Raw genomic sequence first — 16,120 nt, forward strand, 5'->3', positions numbered from 1 at the left:
TTTTTCATTGATTTATAGACAGGAATAAACACAAAAGCAGCAGATAATGCAAGCGTTATGATTGTAATTCCATCAATTCGTTCTGAATAGACGATAATCATATAGCAAAGTGCCATCCAAAGAAGGATAATGCAAACTATTTGTGATCTGGATAACTTTCGTTTCATCGGCTTATTTTCTTCTTAGCAACAATCGCATCGATAACAGCTACGGCGGTGATATTAACAATGTCGCGCACCGAGCTTTCGATGTCTGTAAAATGAATCGGTTTATTTAATCCCATCTGAATCGGTCCGATCAGCTCGGTATCAGTCATTGCCTGAATCAGCTTATACCCCGAGTTGGCCGAACTCAGGTTCGGGAATACCAAGGTATTGACCTCTTTGCCGAACAACCGGGTAAAGGGATATTTCTTATCGCGCAGTTCGCGGTTCATGGCAAAGTTTACCTGCATCTCGCCATCGATAGCCAGTTCGGGAAACTCTTGTTGCATCGAGGCTACTGCTTCGTGCATTTTCAGCGGGCTACCTATGGAGTCCGAACCGAAGTTAGAGTATGAAAGCATAGCCATAACCGGTGTCTGGTTAAAGAACTTCACTGTTTCGGCCGCCAGTTTAGCTACATCGGTCAGTGTTTCCGTATCCGGATGACGGTTGATCAGCGTATCGGCCAAAAAGTACGTTCTCTTTTTGGAGTTCAATATATGCATGGTACCGAAGTGTTTGTATCCGGGCTTAATACCGATCACCTCTTTGGCTACCTTAATTGTATTGGTGTATTTGGTATACAGTCCGGTGATAAATGCATCGGCATCACCCGTCTCTACCATCATCATACCAAAATAGTTACGCTCGAACATCTTGTCTATTCCCTCCTCATAGGTAGCACCTTCGCGGGCACGCTTCGTAGCCAATATCTGCGCATATCGTTCGCGTCGTTCCGTTTCGCAGTCATGGCGCAGGTTTACGATCTCTATACCTTCAAGGTTTAGGTCGAGCTCTTTGGCCAATTTATGAATACGTTCGTCGTTTCCTAATATAATAGGTTGGCAGATACCTTCCGACTTCGCTTCAACTGCGGCCTTCAGCATATTGGGGTGACCTCCTTCGGCAAATACAACACGTTGCGGGTTGCGACGGGCAGTATCGTAAAGTTGGCGGGTTAGCTTCGATTCATAACCCATCAACTCGCGTAAGCGGAGTTTATAGGCATCCCAATCTTCAATATCTTTACGAGCTACCCCACTCTCCATAGCAGCGCGAGCCACCGCACATGATACTTCGGTGATAAGGCGTGGATCTACCGGTTTGGGGATGAAATATTCGGCACCAAAGCTAAAGTTATTCATATGATAAGCCTCGTTCACCACGTCGGGAACCGGCTGTTTGGCGAGATTGGCAATGGCGTATACGGCCGCAATTTTCATGTCTTCGTTGATGGCACTGGCTTGTGTGTCGAGTGCACCACGGAAGATGTAAGGGAATCCGATTACATTATTAATCTGATTCGGATAATCGGAACGACCGGTTGCCATCAGTACATCCGGGCGTGCGCTCATTGCATCTTCATACGATATTTCGGGTGTAGGGTTTGCCAATGCAAATACAATAGGCGACGAGGCCATGCTGCGCACCATGTCTTGGCTCAACACATTGCCTTTTGACAGGCCAAGGAACATATCGGCACCCCGTACGGCTTCTTCGAGTGTATGTATATCGGTGCGGCTTGTCGCAAAATATCTTTTTTGATCGTTCAGGTCTTTGCGTTCCAGGTTGATAACACCTTTACTGTCTACCATGACAATGTTTTCGAGGCGGGCACCGAGCGATACGTATAGTTTGGTACACGATATGGCCGAAGCACCTGCTCCGTTCACTACGATTTTTACCTCTTCAATTTTCTTTCCGGCTACTTCGAGTGCATTGAGTAAGCCCGCACTTGAAATGATGGCCGTTCCGTGTTGGTCGTCGTGCATCACCGGAATGTCCAGTTCTTCTTTGAGTCGACGCTCAATCTCAAAACATTCGGGTGCTTTGATGTCTTCGAGGTTAATACCGCCGAAAGTAGGAGCAATCGCTTTTACCGCTTCGATAAACTTCTCCGGATCTTTCTCGTCTACCTCGATGTCGAACACATCGATACCTGCATAGATCTTGAAAAGCAATCCCTTTCCTTCCATTACCGGCTTACCACTCAATGCACCGATATCTCCCAAACCAAGCACGGCTGTTCCGTTTGAGATAACAGCAACCAGATTGCCTTTGGCTGTATATTTGTAAGCGTTTTGCGGATCTTTTTCTATTTCCAAACAAGGTTCAGCTACACCGGGCGAATAGGCCAGCGAAAGATCTGTTTGGGTACTGTAGGGCTTTGTAGGCACTACTTCAATTTTGCCTGGTTTACCCTGTGAGTGGTAGAGTAAAGCGGCTTCTTTGGTGATTTTAGCCATGATTCTAACTATTTAATAAAGGTTATCAATTGCTCGCAAATGTAGCAATAAAACAGATGAATTATAGCTTTTTTAGTATAATTTCTGTTTAAATTATAACAAAAAGGCACAAAAATACAAAATATTGTTTTGCTTTTGTGCCTTTTTGCATAAGGTTGGTATGATTATTGATTCAGTGCCTGTTCGATGTCGGCAATAATGTCATCGGCATTCTCAATTCCTACCGATAAACGGATCAAATCCGGGCGTACACCTGCCTCTGTCAACTGTTCGTCGGTTAGTTGTCGATGGGTATGACTGGCCGGATGGAGTACACACGTACGAGCATCTGCCACGTGTGTTACGATGGCTACCAGTTGCAATGAATCCATGAAACGGGTGGCCACTTCGCGCTCTCCTTTGAGCCCGAACGAAATAACTCCACACGAACCGTTGGGTAGGTATTTCTGTGCTAAGTCATAATACTTGTTGCCCGGCAGGCTGCAATAGTTTACCCATGCTACCTTCTCGTTTTTTTCGAGGTATTGTGCTACCTTCAATGCATTGTTGCAGTGTTGAGGCATACGCAAGTGGAGTGTCTCTAATCCCAGATTCAGCAAGAATGCGTTTTGCGGTCCTTGCGCACTGCCCAGGTCGCGCATCAGCTGTGCTGTTGCTTTGGTTAGGTAAGCCATTTTACCGAATGCGGTAGTATAGGTCAGTCCGTGATACGATTCGTCCGGAGTACATAGTCCGGGGAATTTTTCGGCATGCGCTTCCCAATCAAAGTTTCCACTATCGACAATACAGCCCCCTACGCTTGTGGCGTGTCCGTCCATGTATTTGGTGGTCGAATGTACAATGATGTCTGCACCCCATTCAAACGGGCGGCAGTTAATCGGGGTGGGGAATGTGTTGTCTACAATCAAGGGTACACCGTGGCTGTGTGCTATGCGAGCGAACTTTTCAATATCGAGTACCTCGAGTGAGGGGTTGGATATCGTTTCTCCGAAAAGAGCTTTCGTGTTGGGGCGAAAAGCTGCTCCGATCTCTTCCTCACTTGCATCGGGGCTTACAAAAGTTACCTCCACACCCAGTTTCTTCATGGTTACGCCGAACAGGTTGAATGTACCTCCGTAGATAGCCGATGAGCAAACGAAGTGGTCGCCGGACTGACAGATATTAAACAGTGCATAGAAGTTGGCTGCTTGTCCGCTAGAGGTAAGCATGGCTCCTACACCCCCTTCGAGAGCAGCAATCTTGGCTGCTACCGCATCATTCGTGGGGTTTTGCAAGCGCGTATAGAAGTAGCCGCTCTCTTCGAGGTCGAAGAGACGTGCCATTTGTTCGCTTGTTTCATATTTAAATGTAGTGCTTTGATAGATAGGTAACACACGAGGTTCACCTTTTTTCGGATTCCACCCTGCTTGTACACACAAGGTTTCGGGCTTGAGATGTTTTGCCATAAGGATATTGGTTTTATTGATTGAACACCTTAAATAAAGAGAATATGGCGCAAAAGTAGCTAAAATTATTGTAATTTTGCTCGCAAATATGACATTGTATATCGTAAGTATGAAGAAACAAATTTGTTTGTTGGCATTCCTGTGTTTGGTTATATTCCCTCTGTCACTCTTTGCTCAGGAGCGAGCTACTCCAAGGCGTGGAGAGGGAATATCGACTTTTCTCGAACGCCATCATCGCAGTGGAATGCGCTATCAGAAATCATTTATCGAATTAAACCGTAAGAAGTTAGGGAAGAGCGAGACACTTAAACTAGGTGTTAGTTATGTGTTGCCACCACTTCGCGAGAAACAAAGATCGGACGTGCAAAGCGATGTTTCCTCTACGAAAGCCCGTTCTAAAAAATCTACTTTCAACGAGCCTCTTTTTGGCAAAGCATCGGCTCACGTTAAACCTACTTCTACGCGCTTGCGCAATGCTTGCTTTTATGTTGTGAGTGGGCATGGCGGTCCCGATCCGGGTGCTATCGGCAAAGTAGGCAACCGAGAACTTCACGAAGATGAATATGCCTACGACATTGCCTTGCGACTGGCACGCAACCTGATGCTCGAGGGTGCTGAAGTGCGCATCATCATTCAAGATGCAAAAGACGGTATTCGCGATGAGCCTTACCTTTCGAATAGTAAACGCGAAACGTGTATGGGAGATGCCATCCCCCTGAACCAGGTCAAGCGTTTGCAGCAACGATGTGACAAGATCAACGCGCACTATCGTGTTGATCGTAAACAGTACCGTTATTGCCGTGCCATTTTTATTCATGTGGATAGTCGTAGTAAGAAGCAACAAACCGATGTTTTCTTCTATCACTCCACGCAAAAAGCAGATAGTAAGCGACTGGCCAACACGATGAAAGATACTTTTGAGTCGAAATACGACAAGCATCAACCCAACCGGGGCTTCTCCGGTACCGTGAGTGGTCGTAACCTTTTTGTGTTGTCTCATGCCCGGCCAACTTCTGTTTTTGTTGAGTTGGGCAATATTCAAAACTCTTTTGACCAACAGCGCTTTGTGATGAGCTCAAACCGTCAGGCACTTGCCAAATGGTTAACCGAGGGCTTTCTAAAGGATGCAGCACAGTAGTTTGCTAATTGATTTATATCAAGAGATGTGTATATAAATGTGTTAATTGTTAACAAGAAAAGGCTGAATTGTTAATCGCGAAGGTAATCTCTTAAACCGTGTTATAATATAGCCTCTTTTGCTTGTATAATTTGCTATTCACGCAAAAGTGCTTACCTTTGCACTGTGTTTTTCATAGTATTAGATTTAAGGTTAACAAAGATTGGCTGTCTGGGAAGATAGCCTTTTTTTATATCTTTTTTGTCAGTATGATCTTTTTATAAACTCTTTTGTGTAATTTTGCACATTCAATTTAATGCAAAAGAACATGAAAAACTTAATTGGCCATTGTAGGCAGAAAAAAGCAATTTTGCTTATGATCGCCTTGCCTTTGATGTCTTCCTTTACGCCTGTTCAGGCAATGCAAAGGCAGGAAAGTACAACCACAGTAGCGCAACAACGTGTGACTATTGTCAGTGCGAAACAAATCAATCCGACTACGATTGAAGTACTGTTTTCTGATAACCAGCGAATGGCATTCGACTTCTACGGAGAGAATATCTTCAGGGTATTTCAGGATAATTCGGGAGGGATTATCAGAGATCCCCAAGCCAAGCCCGAAGCTCAGATTCTGGTGAATAATCCTCGAAAATCTCTTTCAAAGCTAACATTAAATGATGAAGGTGGTCTTATATCCATGACTACCGGTACGGTGAAGGTGCAGCTGGATAAGCAGACTTCGCTTCTGAAAGTCACCAACCTGGCTACCAATACAGTTGTTCTCGAAGAGATAGCACCGGTATCGTTTCAAAAAGGCAAAGTTCAGCTTACGCTGAAAGAGAATCCACAAGAGTATTTTTATGGGGGCGGTATACAGAACGGACGCTTTTCGCACAAAGGGAAGGTTATTTCGATTGAGAACCAGAATAGCTGGACGGATGGGGGAGTGGCTTCGCCAAACCCTTATTATTGGTCTACGGGAGGATATGCCGCTATGTGGTATACGTTCAAGAAAGGACAGTATGACTTTGGTGCCACCGAACAAGGAAAGGTGAAGTTGAGTCATGAAACCGACTATCTCGATGTGTTTTATATGATAAACGACGGAGCAGTTGCTCTGTTGAATGATTTCTATCAGCTAACCGGAAACCCGGTATTGCTCCCTAAATTCGGTTTTTATCAAGGACACCTCAATGCTTATAATCGCGATTTCTGGAAGGAAGACGAAAAAGGGATTCTGTTCGAAGACGGTAAGCGTTACAAAGAGAGCCAAAAAGATAACGGTGGAGTCAAAGAGTCGCTCAACGGCGAAAAGAATAACTACCAGTTCTCCGCTCGTGCGGTGATCGATCGGTATAAGAATCACGATATGCCCTTTGGATGGTTGCTTCCTAACGATGGTTATGGTGCCGGATACGGGCAGACCGAAACGTTGGACGGAAACATTCAAAACCTCAAAAGCCTCGGCGATTATGCTCGCAAGAACGGAGTAGAGATTGGCTTGTGGACGCAATCGGACTTGCACCCCAAACCCGAGATCAGTGCTTTGCTGCAAAGAGATATCGTGAAAGAGGTGAGAGATGCAGGTGTACGCGTACTGAAAACCGATGTAGCCTGGGTAGGAGCCGGCTATTCGTTCGGATTGAACGGAGTAGCCGATGTAGGCCATATCATGCCTTACTACGGCAATGATGCCCGTCCGTTTATTATCTCACTCGATGGTTGGGCGGGAACACAACGGTATGCCGGTATATGGTCGGGCGACCAAACGGGTGGCGTATGGGAATATATTCGTTTCCACATCCCCACTTACATCGGTTCGGGACTATCGGGACAACCTAACATCTGTTCGGATATGGACGGTATTTTCGGCGGTAAGAACCTGGTGGTAAACACACGCGACTTTCAATGGAAAACCTTTACCCCCATGCAACTCAATATGGATGGATGGGGATCGAACGAAAAATATCCGCATGCATTGGGAGAGCCTGCCACCTCTATCAACCGATGGTATCTGAAACTCAAATCGGAGTTGATGCCCTATGCCTATAGCATTGCCAGAGAGGCTGTCGATGGTTTGCCGATGATGAGAGCAATGTTCCTCGAATACCCCAATGCCTATACCCAAGGCATGGCTACTCAATATCAGTTTATGTATGGCCCCAGCCTGTTGGTTGCCCCCATTTATCAGGTTACCAAGGCCAATGACAAGGGCGACGATATCCGCAACGGCATCTACCTGCCCGAAGGTTCATGGGTCGATTACTTCAGCGGAGAGCTGTACGAAGGAAATTGTATCCTGAACTCCTTTGCATCTCCTTTGTGGAAGTTGCCCGTCTTTGTGAAAAACGGAGCCATCATCCCCCTGACGAACCCCAACAACAATGTATCGGAGATCAATAAGAACGTACGTATGTACGAGCTTTACCCCTATGGAACCACTTCGTTTGTTGAATACGATGACGATGGAACCTCGGAAGCCTACAAACTGGGTCAGGGTGCAACGACTCGCATCGAATCGGTTGTCGATAACAAAGGTCGTGCAACGATCACTTTGGCACCCACTACCGGTAGTTTCGATGGATTTGTCAAAGAGAAAGCAACCGAGTTTACCATCAACGTAACCCAACAGCCCAAGAAAGTATGGGCAACGATCGGTCGGAAGAAAGTGAAGCTGGTCGAAGCTGCTTCGATGGAGCAGTTCATGGCCGGTGAGAATACTTATTTCTATGACGCAACACCCAATCTGAATAAGTTTGCTACCAAAGGCAGCGAATTCGAGAAGGTTGTGATAACTAAGAATCCTCAGGTACGCGTTAAATTGGCTGCTTCGGATATTACTGCACAAGCCACTGTGCTTCATGTAGAAGGTTTTGTCTTTGCTCCTGCCAACCAACAACGTGTGTCGTCGGGCGCACTTACCGGTTCGCTCAGGGCACAGATAACCCCTGAAAACACCGAAGCCTATACGCTGAAACCCACCTGGAATAAAATAGCCAATGCCGATTATTACGAAATAGAGTTCAACGGCATGCTTTATACCACGATCAAAGATACCGAATTGCTGTTCGACGGATTGTCTGCCGAAACACCCTATCGCTTTAAGCTGCGCGCTGTCAACAAAGACGGTTACTCAGACTGGACGGAGTTTGGTGTCACCACTAAATCAAATCCGTTGGAGTTTGCCATTCAAGGTATCGAAGCCGAAACATCGGCCAAGAATCAAGGAGGCTTTGGTGTGGATCGTTTGTTCAATTTCGATGAGTCGGGTGATAACTGGCACACAAAGTATCGTGTCAATGCCATGCCAATCGAAATGGTTATCGACCTGAAAACAGTCAACCAGTTAGATAAATTCCACTACCTGCCCCGTACCGATGGTGGCAACGGAACCCTACTCAAAGGCAGTGTAGCTTATAGCACCGATAAGGAGAACTGGACAGAGGCGGGCGCCTTTACTTGGGAGCGCAACGGAGATGTGAAGGTATTTAGCTTCTCAGGACATCCCTCGGCTCGTTACATCAAGCTGCTGGTTACCGAAGGTGTAGGCAACTACGGATCGGGCAGGGAGCTTTATGTATTCAAAGTGCCCGGCACAGAAGGCTATCTGCAAGGAGATGTAAATAACGACGGCAAGATCGACAAGAACGACTTGACCTCTTATACCAACTATACCGGATTGAGAAAAGGCGATGCCGACTTCGAAGGCTATATCAGCAACGGCGATATCAATAAGAACGATTTAATCGATGCTTACGATATCTCAATCGTGGCTACCCAACTTACCGACGAGGACGATAGTGCCGCAGATGAAGAAGAGGCCAACGCAGAGGCAGCCAAAGATTCTATCCACGTAGGTGGAACCATTGAACTGACCACTGCCAAGAAAGTGTATGCAAAAGACGAAACCATCGACGTGCTGGTGAAAGGCATCAACCTCTCTTCGGTCAATGCGATTAGTTTTGCCTTACCTTACAATCAGCAGGATTATGAATTTGTCGGCATACAGCCATTGAATATGAAAAAGATGGAAAACTTGACGAACGACAGGCTGCATACCGATGGCTCGAAAGTATTGTATCCTACTTTTGTAAACGTAGGCCGGAAAGAAGCTCTTGAAGGCTCTGCCGATCTGTTTGTACTGAAGCTTAAAGCCAAACGAAAAGTAACGTTCGGTTTGAAACCGCTCAGCGGATTCTTGGTCGATAAGCAGTTGAATACACATAAGTTTTAAAAACGAGTTGTTGTAAATAATAAGAAGGTTGGCTGCCATGGAATGTATATTCTGTGGCAGCCATTTTTTTGTGCGTATACACTATTTAGCGATTCGGATAACCTCTTGTGTAAGAGTATGTAGTTTTGGCACCAAAGAGTACGTATTCTTGCATACCAAAACTATATATTTAACGCAGCGTTAAAATAGTTCTTATTCAAACAACGAAAATGACTATGATATATGCTTGGTGTAAATGATTTAAGTGGTTTATATACAATTGTTTATAAGCTGTTTTCCCTTTTGCTCATCGTATCTGTTTCTTTCTTTGCTTGATCTGTTTTTCTTTTCATCTTTCACTTCTAGGTAATGATACTTGTTCTTTTGATAACTAGTCTCGAACTATTTATTCTTTATAAGGTTGCCATTCTGCTGTCAATCAGATAATAATAGCACCTTATGGTCCTTTCGTGATGAATACTCGGGATGAGTTAATACAGGTCTTTGACTATTTTAATAATGGGAAATTTGGGTATTTGGAAGATTAAACATCAAGGTGAGAGTACAATCTTTAAGGATTTTATAGCTCAATTATTTTTGATATATTAATCTGGTCAATAAAATGTTTATCATGAGAGATGACTAACAGTGTGCCCCGATAATCTTTAATTGTATTAGTAAGGATAGCAAGGCTTGACAGATCAAGGTTGTTAGTGGGCTCGTCCAGAATAAATAGGTCGGGTATATGATTAGAGATCATCAGGCAACAAAGGTATAGCCTCATTCTCTCGCCTCCACTTAGCTCATTGCAAGGCTTATCCCATACCTCTTTAGGAAATAATGCCCGGTGAAGCCGCAGTTTTATTTCATGATCCAAAAGATTCTTATGGTTATACTCCTGTACCAATTCCAGCAATGTTTGTGAGGTGCTAACTTTGCTGTACTCTTGGTCGAGGTATACGAATGAAAAAGCCGCTCTTTGTATCGTGCCCGTACTTGGCTGCAATTCTCCAATCAATAGGTTTAAGAGAGTGGTTTTGCCTGTACCGTTATTGCCCCGTAGATGAATACGCTCTCCACTCCGGATTTCAATATCAAGGGGAGTGTGCCAAAGAAATTTTTCTTGCTCATATTTGAAATTAATTCCTTGAGCAGTAACCAATCGTTTTCCATGCTGTATTCTTGAATTGTCGAAATTCAATTTTAAGTCGCATTTAATGTTTTGTTTTCGGCGTAGATCTGTGAGACTATGTTGCGAGGCCTGTGTAATGCTAGTATGCGTTTTAGATAGCTTGGCAGCTGTCTCTTCTCCTTTATCCTGCTTGCCTTTCAGAATAATGCGAGGCATCCCATCTACAGCCTTTGCTCCTCGATTGATTCTCTTTTCTTGTCGTTCCTTTGTTTCACGAGCTTTTTTGCGTGCCAGCCGTAATGTGCTTTCTTCTGCCTCGATTTGCTGATTCAAGGCTTGTATTTCTATTGTCTTTTGAGCCTTGTAAAAATCGTAATCTCCACCATATAATTTTAGTCCTGTAGGAGAAAGCTCATGGGTTTCTTCGAGTAAATTTAATAAAGTGATATCATGACTGACAACTATTACCGTTGCTTTGCTAACAGAAACAAGTTCGTAAAGCTGTTGTCGACTGCGATAATCGAGGTGGTTAGTTGGTTCATCAAGCAGGATAATATCCGGTTGATGAATAGATATGCCTGCAAGAAATATTTTAGTTTTCTCGCCACCACTAAGCAAATGAATAGGTGTTGTGAACTCGATATTGGATAGTTTCCACGAATCTAGTGCTGCGCGACTACGAGATTCTATATCCCAGTCATCAGCTAATAGATCGTAATATTCATACTTGTCGCTACCGCTATAAATAGCACGTAGTGCTTCTACCTTGTCGGATACACCCAATGCTTGGCTAACGGATATTCCCGTTATGCCTACCTGCTGTGGAATATAATAGGGAGTTGAAGCACAATGGATACTACCGGAAGAGACATGCAGTTCTCCGGCAATTAGTTTTAAAAGAGTGGATTTTCCTGTTCCGTTATTTCCAATAATAGAAACTTTGCGACCCAAAGGAGCAGATAGATTTACACACTCAAATAATGGATGCTGATTGTGATAGTGGAAAGATACACCACTAAGAATAATACTCATATGTAAATAATTAATAGGAGCCTCTACAAAAAGGCTATTAAACCGATAGCTAACTTATCTCTTGTATAGTGTCGGCTTTCTTAGAACCAACTATTAATTATTTATTCTCATTGCGGTATTTTTTTGATTCGGGTACAAAACTAATATCTATATTGCAATTTACCAAATGTTTTCTGCTTTTATCTGAAAATGAATGGGGTAAATCATTCATCTTAATCAATAGAGATGGTTGAGGGGGCGGTTACTTTAGTATCTTATGGCGAAGTGACAAAAGATGTTGATCCTTATTGATAATATGTCTGTGCGACGCAATGATTATATTTGTATCAGACAATAATTTTCATAAAATTATTTGATGTAAAATGGGTTTTTGCTATATTTGAGCCAGCTAATAAAGAATCTGATAAAGAATAGATTGATACACCATGTTGTTCGGTTTGACGAATATCTGGTATGTTGAAATTTACTTGGTCTGCGCCAACGTTTGAAGTAGACGGAATGGATTTCAGAATCCGAATACGTCGGCTATTAGTCGATACGGAAGAAATTACTGGCATTGGAAGTCTGTCTAATAAACGTATGCATTGATTGGAACGATTTCTGCCTATTGAATGTTTATGTGCTGGTAATTATGTGCTAACTAAAAAATAGATGTCACCTTTGCTATTCATTTGCACTTGACGGAGTAGCTGATAGAAGTTGCCCGAGCAAAAGTCCTCGGATATTGACAAAATGGCTACATCTAAAATTGAATCGATTATAAACCATTAAATTTGAAATTATGGAAGGACATCCCCCAGGCGTTTACATCAAAATTGAAAATGCCTTTAGTTATTCAGTAGTGGAAGCTGCAACCGCCATTCCTGCTTTTATTGGCTATACCGAGAAGGCTGTGAACGGAAATGACAGCCTGATGAATGTTCCTTGGAGAATCTCGTCGATGAGCGAGTTTATGCAGTATTTCGGTGGAGCACCGGAAGTTAAGTTTACGGTAGATATAAAGAAATATTTTTATCTGTCGGAAAAGCAAAAGAATATGGGAAAGACGCTGTCGGATACACTGTCTGAGCCTGTATCCAAGGTTTTTAAATATTGTGTATGTCCATTGGGAGAAAAAGGAAAGGTAATATTCAGAAATAACGTTGGAAAGGAAGAAGATGAAAGCGGTGAAGATACGTCTGTCGGATATGCTTTCTATATAAATGGAGATAATAAATATACCCTATACTACAACATGATGCTGTTCTTTGCCAATGGAGGCAATGTTTGCTATATCGTATCAATAGGAAGCTATGGTCCTGCTAGTGAGGTGATGCTGGACGATAAGAAAGTGGATACAGCTTTAAAAGCTTTGGAGAAAATACAGGAAGTAACCATGATTATAGTGCCGGAGGCGGTAGAGAACGAGACATGTTTCAATATACAGCAATTGATGCTGAAACATTGTGGAAAAATGACTAACCGCTTCACTATTCTTGACGTATCGCCCAAATACCTAAGCAATGGTCACTTGAATACCCGGATAGAAAATTTTCGGGAGAGTATAGGAAGTAGTTATTTGTCTTATGGAGCAGCTTACTTTCCGTGGCTGAACGCTTCCGTATTGGGCGATAGGGATTTGACAGGAAATATGTTTGTATGGACTACAAATGCATACGCCTATAGAATGAAGTTTTTGCAGACTGACAGCCAATTGCAAATAGTAATGGAACTATTTATGAAAACAGCTATCACAGTTGAGAAAGATAAAATGGTAACAATTGGGAATAAGGAATATAAGTATGAGGAGCTGACAGAACAGGCTTTGAAGGAGAATTTAGGTGAGAAAATTTCCGTAGTAGTAAGCGAAAACCCTATAGTGACTCCAAATAAGAAAACCATCACTATCTTATCCGCTGATGTAGCTGACAAAAATGGTTTCCATCAGGCACTGGTCAATGGATCCATTCTTTATAAGCAAGCCATGGCGGGTGTGAAGAAGCATCTCAATTTGCTTCCTCCTTCCGCAGCCATGGCAGGTCTTTACACAATGGTGGACAACAGTCGTGGTGTATGGAAAGCCCCTGCCAACGTCGCTATGAACTACGTGCACAGTGTAACGGAAGAAATTGACGATGATGCGCAGGCTGAACTGAATACTCCGTTGAACGGTAAAGCCATTAACGCAATTCGTTATTTTATTGGAGAAGGAATCAAGGTATGGGGCGCACGAACGTTGGACGGCAACTCGATGGACTGGCGCTACATCAGTGTGCGTCGCACGTTGCTCTTTCTTGAAGAATCTGTGAAGAATGCTGCTCGTGCCTACGTATTCGAACCGAACGATGCCAGTACATGGACCAACCTGAAGTGCATGATAGAGAACTTTTTAAAGAGTGTGTGGAAACGTGGCGGGCTAGCAGGAGCTTCACCTGAAGATGCCTTCGAAGTACACATTGGACTGGGCGATACCATGACTGGAGAAGATATATTGGAGGGAATCATGCGAATAAGAGTACTAGTGGCCGTATCGCATCCAGCTGAATTTATCGAAATCACCTTCCAGCAGCAGATGAGGGAGAGTTGATAAAAATGAATCAATTAAAAAGTATCAGTTAAAAAATATACGATTATGACAGATAATGGATCAGCGCATGGTGCAAATACACCGGTATGGCCGTTGCCGAGTTTTTATTTCAAAGTATCCGTTACGCATGTAGGCGATATGTCTTGTAGCGAAGTATCAGGTCTCGAAATGGAGTCCGACACTATTGAATACCGTGTAGGAGATGGTTCGGCATTTACAAAACTGAGAATGCCCAACTTAAAAAAGCCTTGTGACATTACGCTGAAAAAAGGTATCTTTAAGGATGATAAAGCAATGTGGAACTGGATCAATAAGGCCAAGTTAAATACCATACAGCGTGAGACTGTGACTATAAGTCTGTGCGATGAATCGGGTAATCCTGTTAATACATGGGAAGTGGTGAACGCATGGCCAAAGAAAATTACTGTTGAGAGTTTCAAGGCAGATGGAAATTCCGCTGCTATCGAAACTTTAATATTGGCACACGAGGGTATCCAAATTGTATTATAGTTCGTTTATGAGAATTTCTGGTTGAACTCTTAACTATTGGTTGAGCTTTCAGCCTAAAACAGACGAAAATGAAGGATATATAAACAAAAAAAGAGCTACTTTATTCAAGTAACTCTTAGATTATCAAGTGGTGCCACCAGGACTATAACCTTGGTTGTTACCACCTGTATATCAGGTTGATACGATTTCAAAACTTTGAAAGCTACCGAATTTGCAACCTCGCAATTTTTGCGTTTTTACTCACTCTGCTTTGTTGGTTCCAATACTGCAAATGTAGCAAATCTTTTGAACTCAAGAAAATAATTTGAACGAAAATTTTGCCGAATTAGAAATATTGAGTAAATTTGTTTGTAGTATTGAGTAAATTAATAAAGTATGTTTGAACGACCTTATCTAAAGTCAGTTAAAGCAAGAATAGAAGAGCCTAGAAAGTTTATTCAGGTTATTCTTGGACCTCGCCAAGTAGGTAAAACTACTATGGTAAATCAGCTGTTGTCTTAACTCTCCACACCAAATATATACGAATCGGCAGATGCTATTTCAGCCACTAATTCGGCTTGGCTAATGCAGGTTTGGGAAACGGCAAGATTGAGAATGAAGGTCTCTGGTGCAGCGGAGTATCTTCTCGTGATTGACGAAATACAAAAAATAGATAACTGGAGCGAGGTCGTTAAGCAACAATGGGATAAAGACACTCGTGAGGGAGTGAACATTAAAGTCATTCTATTGGGGTCATCCCGTCTTCTTATTCAAAAGGGCTTGACAGAATCTTTGGCTGGGCGTTTCGAGACGTTTTATTTAGGTCACTGGTCATTTGCAGAAATGGAATCGGCGTTTGATTGGACAATAGAGCAGTATGTCTATTTTGGTGGATACCCCGGTTCTGCATCACTGATAAGCGATGAGGAGCGTTGGAAAAGTTACGTGAAAGATTCACTTATTGAAACGAGTATATCTAAAGATATTCTGATGCTTACTCGTGTGGATAAGCCTGCACTCCTTAAACGTTTGTTTGAGCTTGGTTGCTTGTATTCAGGACAAATTCTCTCATACACTAAAATAACAGGACAATTGCAAGATGCCGGTAATACGACCACTTTGGCAAACTATCTTAGGTTGTTGTCAGATTGTGGTATGTTGGGAGGATTGGAGAAATATGCCGGAAGTGTAGTTCGCCAAAGGTTATCCAGCCCGAAATTTCAGGTTTATAACAATGCGTTACTCTCATCGCAAGATGAAGAGACCTATTCGAGTGCTATTGTAAATCCAAAACTGTGGGGAAGACTAGTTGAATCATCCGTAGGAGCCCATCTGCTTAATCATTCGGTTTCAGAGAGATATAATCTTTACTATTGGCGTGAAGGTAATAGTGAGGTTGATTTCATACTTGAGAAAGGAGATAAGGTAATTGGATTAGAAGTAAAAAGTGGCGCAAGTGCTGATAATGCAGGAATGGGAGTATTTAATGATAAATTCAATCCAAATAAGATGTTGATAGTGGGTACAAGTGGGATACCATATGAGGAATTCCTTAAAATTAATCCAAAAGAATTGTTTTAAAAGATGAGCAACGAACTGCAGAATATTAGTTCAGGAGGTTTACTAGTAAAAATACGGAATAGTGAGTCTTGTAGTAATGTTTACAAAACATGAATA

At 42.9% G+C, this 16,120-nt stretch carries 9 protein-coding genes; 6 read left to right on the forward strand and 3 right to left on the reverse strand.

Annotated elements, in window-relative coordinates; genetic code table 11:
- Nucleotides 1–163 precede the first annotated feature (163 nt).
- Nucleotides 164–2,449 carry an NADP-dependent malic enzyme gene (locus tag TY03_RS14955; RefSeq protein ID WP_042371334.1) on the reverse strand — a complete coding sequence of 762 codons (2,286 nt, stop codon included), beginning with the start codon at nt 2,447–2,449 and terminating at the stop codon, nt 164–166.
- Between the two features lie 164 nt (nt 2,450–2,613).
- Nucleotides 2,614–3,894: an O-acetylhomoserine aminocarboxypropyltransferase/cysteine synthase family protein gene (locus TY03_RS14960; RefSeq protein ID WP_042371337.1), complete on the reverse strand. Its 1,281-nt coding sequence runs from the start codon at nt 3,892–3,894 to the stop codon at nt 2,614–2,616.
- A gap of 109 nt (nt 3,895–4,003) precedes the next feature.
- Here TY03_RS14960 and TY03_RS14965 point away from each other — a divergent pair, with 109 nt between their 5' ends.
- The 3 genes from TY03_RS14965 (at nt 4,004) to TY03_RS21980 (ending at nt 9,772) form a co-directional block, all read left to right on the forward strand.
- The gene (locus TY03_RS14965; RefSeq protein WP_042371442.1) at nt 4,004–5,032 is read left to right on the forward strand and encodes an N-acetylmuramoyl-L-alanine amidase family protein; all 1,029 of its coding nucleotides are present in this window, start codon (nt 4,004–4,006) and stop codon (nt 5,030–5,032) included.
- Between the two features lie 307 nt (nt 5,033–5,339).
- The gene (locus TY03_RS14970; RefSeq protein WP_042371444.1) at nt 5,340–9,245 is read left to right on the forward strand and encodes a TIM-barrel domain-containing protein; all 3,906 of its coding nucleotides are present in this window, start codon (nt 5,340–5,342) and stop codon (nt 9,243–9,245) included.
- Between the two features lie 428 nt (nt 9,246–9,673).
- A complete protein-coding gene (locus TY03_RS21980) occupies nt 9,674–9,772 on the forward strand; it encodes a pirin-like C-terminal cupin domain-containing protein (protein ID WP_262482521.1) in 99 nt (32 codons plus the stop codon).
- Between the two features lie 32 nt (nt 9,773–9,804).
- Here the strand turns inward: TY03_RS21980 and TY03_RS14975 are convergent, their stop codons facing one another.
- Nucleotides 9,805–11,388, reverse strand: a complete 1,584-nt coding sequence (locus tag TY03_RS14975) for an ABC-F family ATP-binding cassette domain-containing protein (protein WP_042371339.1) — start codon at nt 11,386–11,388, stop codon at nt 9,805–9,807.
- A gap of 781 nt (nt 11,389–12,169) precedes the next feature.
- On the opposite strand from TY03_RS14975, the gene TY03_RS14980 reads away from it, so the two are divergent.
- The 3 genes from TY03_RS14980 to TY03_RS14990 all read left to right on the forward strand — a co-directional run bounded on the left by TY03_RS14980 (nt 12,170) and on the right by TY03_RS14990 (nt 16,024).
- On the forward strand, nt 12,170–13,954 hold the full coding sequence (locus TY03_RS14980) for a phage tail sheath family protein (protein ID WP_042371341.1): 1,785 nt from the start codon (nt 12,170–12,172) through the stop codon (nt 13,952–13,954).
- 45 nt (nt 13,955–13,999) lie between these two features.
- Entirely contained in the window at nt 14,000–14,464 is a 465-nt protein-coding gene (locus tag TY03_RS14985) for a phage tail protein (RefSeq protein ID WP_042371343.1), read from the forward strand.
- Nucleotides 14,465–15,058: 594 nt separating this feature from the next.
- Nucleotides 15,059–16,024 carry an ATP-binding protein gene (locus TY03_RS14990; protein ID WP_316929670.1) on the forward strand — a complete coding sequence of 322 codons (966 nt, stop codon included), beginning with the start codon at nt 15,059–15,061 and terminating at the stop codon, nt 16,022–16,024.
- Nucleotides 16,025–16,120: the final 96 nt, after the last annotated feature.

Origin of the sequence: Bacteroides neonati, from assembly GCF_000499785.1 — a bacterium.
Lineage (GTDB): Bacteria > Bacteroidota > Bacteroidia > Bacteroidales > Bacteroidaceae > Bacteroides > Bacteroides neonati.

What these genes read in the sequence shown, in the direction of transcription:
- TY03_RS14955 (WP_042371334.1), bottom strand. Translation starts at nt 2,449, where the DNA reads ATGGCTAAAATCACCAAAGAAGCCGCTTTACTCTACCACTCACAGGGT.
- TY03_RS14965 (WP_042371442.1), top strand. Translation starts at nt 4,004, where the DNA reads ATGAAGAAACAAATTTGTTTGTTGGCATTCCTGTGTTTGGTTATATTC.
- TY03_RS14960 (WP_042371337.1), bottom strand. Translation starts at nt 3,894, where the DNA reads ATGGCAAAACATCTCAAGCCCGAAACCTTGTGTGTACAAGCAGGGTGG.
- TY03_RS14975 (WP_042371339.1), bottom strand. Translation starts at nt 11,388, where the DNA reads ATGAGTATTATTCTTAGTGGTGTATCTTTCCACTATCACAATCAGCAT.
- TY03_RS14980 (WP_042371341.1), top strand. Translation starts at nt 12,170, where the DNA reads ATGGAAGGACATCCCCCAGGCGTTTACATCAAAATTGAAAATGCCTTT.
- TY03_RS14970 (WP_042371444.1), top strand. Translation starts at nt 5,340, where the DNA reads ATGAAAAACTTAATTGGCCATTGTAGGCAGAAAAAAGCAATTTTGCTT.
- TY03_RS14985 (WP_042371343.1), top strand. Translation starts at nt 14,000, where the DNA reads ATGACAGATAATGGATCAGCGCATGGTGCAAATACACCGGTATGGCCG.
- TY03_RS14990 (WP_316929670.1), top strand. Translation starts at nt 15,059, where the DNA reads ATGAAGGTCTCTGGTGCAGCGGAGTATCTTCTCGTGATTGACGAAATA.